The organism is bacterium, from assembly GCA_030654305.1.
GTDB lineage: Bacteria > Krumholzibacteriota > Krumholzibacteriia > LZORAL124-64-63 > LZORAL124-64-63 > PNOJ01.
Map to the genome: position 1 here is coordinate 1 of JAURXS010000367.1, position 5,530 is coordinate 5,530.

General features: G+C 71.3%; 4 protein-coding genes. 3 read left to right on the top strand and 1 reads right to left on the bottom strand.

Annotated features, from left to right (window positions below; genetic code table 11):
* From Q7W29_10550 to Q7W29_10560, 3 genes are all read left to right on the top strand, one after another.
* Positions 1–2,153 (top strand): prolyl oligopeptidase family serine peptidase (locus Q7W29_10550; protein MDO9172259.1); only part of this gene is annotated, 2,153 nt, incomplete at its 5' end.
* Between the two features lie 123 nt (positions 2,154–2,276).
* Positions 2,277–3,020, top strand: coding sequence for a FlgD immunoglobulin-like domain containing protein (locus Q7W29_10555; protein MDO9172260.1), 744 nt, complete (start codon positions 2,277–2,279; stop codon positions 3,018–3,020).
* Complete coding sequence (locus Q7W29_10560) at positions 3,017–4,531, top strand: putative glycoside hydrolase (GenBank protein ID MDO9172261.1); 1,515 nt, start codon at positions 3,017–3,019, stop codon at positions 4,529–4,531. The genes Q7W29_10555 and Q7W29_10560 overlap by 4 nt, the downstream gene beginning before the upstream one ends.
* Here the strand turns inward: Q7W29_10560 and Q7W29_10565 are convergent.
* Complete coding sequence (locus Q7W29_10565; protein MDO9172262.1) at positions 4,519–5,400, bottom strand: sulfotransferase; 882 nt, start codon at positions 5,398–5,400, stop codon at positions 4,519–4,521. The two genes, Q7W29_10560 and Q7W29_10565, sit on opposite strands and share 13 nt — an antisense overlap.
* Between the last annotated feature and the right edge of the window lie 130 nt (positions 5,401–5,530).

A 5,530-nucleotide genomic window follows, 5' to 3' on the forward strand; every position in this document is an offset into this window, starting at 1 on the left:
AGGTCTGGCTCGACGGCGCGCCCGTCGTGCTGGCCGACAAGGACGGCCTGCGCACAGCAAAGCTGAAGCTCGAGCCGGGCCTGCGCCGCCTGGCTGTGCGCGCGCTGCGCGACCCCGCGCTGACGGAGCCCTGGACGCTGAAGGCGGTGCTGTCGCTGGAGGCAGACGCGCCCGCGCCCGCCTTCGTCACGACGCTTGTCCCAACCCGCCCCACCGACATCCGCGACGAGCTCGACGCCCCGAAGGCGACCGCGCTGGCCGTCTCCCCCGACGGCGAGCTGGTCGCGCTGTCGCTGGGCGCCTATGCGCCCGACGGGAAACGCGAGAGCTGGCTGGAGGTGCGCCGCGTGAAGGACGGTTCGCTGGCGTTCGACTGGCGCGGTGCGCCCGCGCCCGACCAGTTGGCGTGGCTGCCCGACGGCAAGGCCTTCTCCTACGTGAGCGAGAGCGACGGCAAGTCGACGGTCTGGGTCCACGACCTCGCGACGGGCGCGACGCGGCCCGCCCTGCGCGACGTCGAGCACTTCCAGTCCTACGCCTGGAACCCCGACGGCCGCTCGCTCGTGCACGCCTACGGCGTCGAGTCCGAGGCCGACAAGCGCCAGGTCAAGCGCCTGCGCGCCATCGAGGATCGCTGGCCGGGCTGGCGCGACCACAGCTACCTGGTCGAGACGACCTGGCCCGGCGGCGCGTCGCGGCGCCTGACCGCCGGCGCGGTGAGCGCCGAGGGCTGGTCGTTCAGCCCCGACGGCGCCTGCCTGCTGTTCTCGCGCACCTGGCCGGACCCGCTCGCGCGCCCCTACGCCCGCGCGGTCTGGTCGGAACTGAACCTGGCGGACCTGTCGGTCGCTGTGGTGCTGGAGGACCGCTGGGTGGACGCCGTGTCCTACGGGCCGGACCGCAACACGCTGCTGGTGACCGGCTCCCCCTCGGCCTTCGACGGTCTGGGCAACACGCTGCCCGCGGGCGTGACGCCCAACGACTACGGCGGGCAGCTCTACCTCTACGACCGCGGCGCCGGCAAGGCGACGCCCCTGACCCGCGACCTCGACACCGTGGTCCAGGGCGCGGTCTGGCACCGCGACGGGCGGATCGTGGCCGAGGTGCTCGACGGCCAGTACGTGCGCCTCGCGGTGGGCACGCGCGATGGCAAGTGGCGCGCGCTGGACGCGGGCGTGGAGGTGGTCGGCGACTGGGACGCCGCCGAGCGCGGCAAGGTCGTGGTCTGCGCCGGCACCGGCGCGGTCACGCCGCAGCGCGTCACCGTGGTCCCGCTCGACGGCAAGTCGCGCCTGCTGCTGGCCCCCGGCGCCGAGCGCTTCGCCGACGTCACCTTCGGCCGGGTCGAGCCCTTCGCCACGACGCTGGCCGACGGCACGCTGCTGGACGGCCTCGTCTACTACCCGCGCGACTACGTGCCCGGGCGCCGCTACCCGGGGATCGTCTTCTATTACGGCGGCACCTCGCCGATCACGCGCGACTTCGGGACCCGCTACCCCAAGAACGTCTGGACCGGCCAGGGCTACTTCGTCTACGTGCCCAACCCCAGCGGCGCCGTCGGCTACGGCCAGGAGTTCGCCGCGCGCCACGTCAACGACTGGGGCCGGCGCACCGCGGGCGAGGTCATCGAGGGGACGAAGGCCTTCCTGTCCGCCTTCCCCGACGTCGACGCCGCCCGCCTGGGCTGCATCGGCGCCTCGTACGGCGGTTTCCTGACGCTCTACCTCATCGAGCAGACCGACATGTTCCGCGCCGCGGTCAGCCACGCCGGCATCTCGAACATCAGCAGCTACTGGGCCGAGGGCTACTGGGGCTACTCCTACGGCGGGCGGGCGCTGGCCGACTCCTTCCCCTGGAACGCGCCCGACCTCTACGTGGAGCAGAGCCCCCTCTACCACGCCGACCGCATCACGACGCCCCTGCTGCTGCTCCACGGCGCCGACGACACCAACGTCCCGCCCGGCGAGAGCGACGGCATGTACATCGCCCTGACGATGCTCGGCAAGGAGGTCGAGTACGTGCAGGTGGAGGGACAGAACCACCACATCCTGGACCACGATCGGCGGATCGTCTGGAACGACACGATGTTGGCCTGGTTCGCGCGGGAGCTGCGGGACGATCCGGGCTGGTGGAACGCCTTGTACCCGGACTGATCGACCGGGAAAGCCGTGGAAAGGGGGGATCGGGCTCAAGGAGTTGCTGGTTTTGACGATTAGATGATATAATGTAAGGCTAACGTCAGAAACAAGCGGCTCCCGGGAGATAGCAAGACCGACATGATCCCCTTTCGGACAAACTCCGGCCGTGCCGGATTCGCCCTCGCCGCGGTGTTGTCGCTGGCGGCGGCGCCGGCTTCGGCGGGCCTCGGTGCGGGCACGGGCGGGCCGTTGACCATCGACACGCTGCCGCCGGTGATCTACGGCATCGACGCGCCGAAGGGCGGCGAGACCTTCATCTCCCCCGCATCGATCATCTTCAGCTGGAACGTGCAGGACGATTCGCCCACCCTGGAAATCCGGGGGCACCAGGCCGACGTCCTGGCCGGCAGCTCGACCCTGGCGAGCATCGACCTGGAATTCGTGAACGGCTACCACGCCTGGAACTGGCCCGTGCCCGCGGTCGTCAGCGGGGACTGCCGCCTGCGCCTGACCCTCCGCGACCTGTTCGGCAACCAGACCAGCGTCGAAGAGGGCGACTTCCGCATCCTGCTGCCGGGCACCGGCGCCCCGCCGTCGCTGCGCGCGCCGGTGCTGGCGGCGCCCGCGCCGAACCCGTTCAACCCGCAGACAGATCTGGCCTTCGAGATCGGCGCGCCGGGCCTCGCCCGCCTCGCGATCCACGATACGGCGGGGCGCCTGGTGCGCACGCTGCTCGACGCCGACCTGCCGGCCGGCCGCCACGTGCGCGCGTGGGACGGCCGCGATGACGACGGCCGGCGCGTGTCCGGCGGCGCCTACCTCGTGCGGCTGACGGTCGATGGCCACGCCGCGGTTTCCCGCAAGGTGGTGTTGCTGCCATGACGCTGCGCGGATTCATCCTGGCGACGGCAGCGGCGATGCTGTGGGCCGGCACGGCCGCCGCCGCGGATCCCGTGGTGAGCGGCGTCGTCAGCGCGCAGCGCACCGACGGCAGCGGCATCGTCGAGGTGACCTACGACCTCGCCGACGCCGACGGCAACGCCTGCTTCGTCAGCCTGCGGGCCTCGGACAACGGCGGCACGACCTGGGACGTGCCCTGCCTGTCCCTCGGCGGCGACGTCGGCGCGGGCGTCGCGCCCGGCACCGGTCGCGTGCTGACCTGGAACGTGGGCGTCGACCTTCCGGGAACCGCCCGCAACGACCTGCTGGTGCGCGTGCTGGCCAGCGACCTGGGCGTCGCCCACCCGGCGCACGCGCCCCACAACTACGTCTCGCTGATGACCGGCAACCCCACCTTCTACAACTCCACGATCGAGAGCATCGCCCGCACGGACTTCCTCCACGTCACGGCGACCTGGATCTGGGACAACGGAGCCAACGAGACCGCCGGGATCATCGGGCGCGTCAAGGCCGTCAACCCCGACTGCCGGGTCCTGGGCTACGCGTCCGCCAAGACGTTGCGGCTGGACTGGGCCAACCTGCCGCCCGGCTCGTACGGGCGCACGCTCTGGGACGCCCTGCGGCCCTACTGGTGCTACACGACGACGGGCGACACGCTCCAGGACTGGCCCGGCGTGGTCAACGTCAACATCCTGGACCCCGCCTGCCGCGACGTCATCGTGGACACGTTCGCCGACTTCCAGGAGTCGTCGTCCAACGCGTTCGACGGCATCTTCTGGGACTACTTCAACAACGGCATCTGGATCCCCGACTTCGTGGACGTGGACGGCGATGCCGACCTCGACGGCGACGGCATCGGCATGCTGGTCGATCCCGACGAACTCGCCGCCTACAAGTCGGCCTGCGAGCAGCTGGTCCTGTCGCTGCGCGCCCGGCTCGGCGAGGGGTTCCTGCAGATCTTCAACGGGCAGCGCTCCTACACGGACTCCACGTTCGCGGCCCTCGCCGACGGCGTGAACTACGAGCTCTTCCCCACCCTGGGCTTCGCTGCGCCCGACAAGATGAACAAGGCGCTGGACCCCGCCGTCTACAACAGCCTCTGGAACGCGCGGCGCTGGCCGCGTACCGTCAACGGCGGGCCCTACCTCTTCCTGGAGAACAAGAACCGGTATCTCTACTACGATGCCGAGGGCGACCTGACGGAGATGCTGCCGGGCAACATGTTCCGGGCCATCTCGCTGCTGATCGACGGTTGCTGCCCGGTCTGGTTGGACAACCCGGGGCAGGAGCTCGCCTGGCCCCCGGTCCCGATCACGCTGGGCGAGCCGCTGGGACCGCCGACGATCGCCGGCGCCGTCATCACGCGCGACTTCCAGTACGGCGACGTGCGGCTGGAGAGGACGACGGGCGTCTGGCCCAACGCCTTCAACTACCGGATCCGGGTCAACGGCCGGGTCGTCGAAGAGCAGGCCCTCCCCTATCACACGCCCTGAGCGTTCGCCGCCAGCCAGCCGCCCAGATCCCTTCCCAGCAGGTCCTGCAGCGCCAGGATGTCGCCGCGGTACAACGCGGACAGCCGTTCCCGGGTGGCCTGGTCCATCCTCGGCGCGGCCGTCGTGTTGCGCCGGCGCAGGTTGTTGACGAGCCGCTTCAGCGGCTCCGGCGCGTGCGGGCCCAGCGAGCGCTTCAGGACGGGGTGGTTGAGCAGGGCGTTCACGCCGCGACGGCGGGGGTAGCCGCCCTCGTTGTGCCGCACGCCCACGTCGGGCACGAAGCCCGGATCCGCGCCCAGGAAAGCGAACAGGTCGCGCATCAGGCCAGCCGGGTCCGACGTCAGGTCGTCGTGGAGGTAGACCCGCAGCTGGTCGCGCGGGAACAGGTCGAGGTAGCGGCGGATCTGCGCCGCGTAGAAGCCGACCTGCACGTAGTGCGAGTCCGGCCCCAGCGCGTGCGCGGGCGAGAGCTCGCGCTCGCGGTTCTGCAGGACGTTCATCAGGTAGCCGGACCAGGCCCGGTCGACCGGGTTACGCAGCACGGCGACGAGCCGGACCTCGGGGATGGTCGCGCGGATGCGCCCCGCGGCGATCGGGCTCTCGAGGTACAGGGGGGACGCCTCGCCCGCGAGGCGCGCGTCGCCGGCCTCGGCGAACAGCGCGGCGTACTGCGGCAGCGTGCGCACGGGGAAGGTGTGGCGCGCGTCGTCCCAGAGGCGGCCGGGCGGCGGCGCCGCGGGGTCGAACCCGAAGAAGTCGGTCTCCTTCATCGGGCAGACGAAGATCCCGGGGTGCTGGCCGGCGTAGCGCGCCAGGGCCGTGGTGCCCGACTTGGCGGCGCCGATGATCAGGAAATCGGGCAGACGCATGGGACAACTCCTGTCGGATCGCGAACGCCCTAGCGGGCGAGATGCTCCCCGCCGTCGACGAGGATCGTCTGGCCGGTCACCGCCCGGCATCCCAGCAGGAACAGCAGCGCGTCGGCCACGTCCGCGGGCG

Excerpts from the sequence above, each read along its gene's own strand:
- Q7W29_10560 (MDO9172261.1), top strand. The coding sequence starts at position 3,017 with ATGACGCTGCGCGGATTCATCCTGGCGACGGCAGCGGCGATGCTGTGG.
- Q7W29_10565 (MDO9172262.1), bottom strand. The coding sequence starts at position 5,400 with ATGCGTCTGCCCGATTTCCTGATCATCGGCGCCGCCAAGTCGGGCACC.
- Q7W29_10555 (MDO9172260.1), top strand. The coding sequence starts at position 2,277 with ATGATCCCCTTTCGGACAAACTCCGGCCGTGCCGGATTCGCCCTCGCC.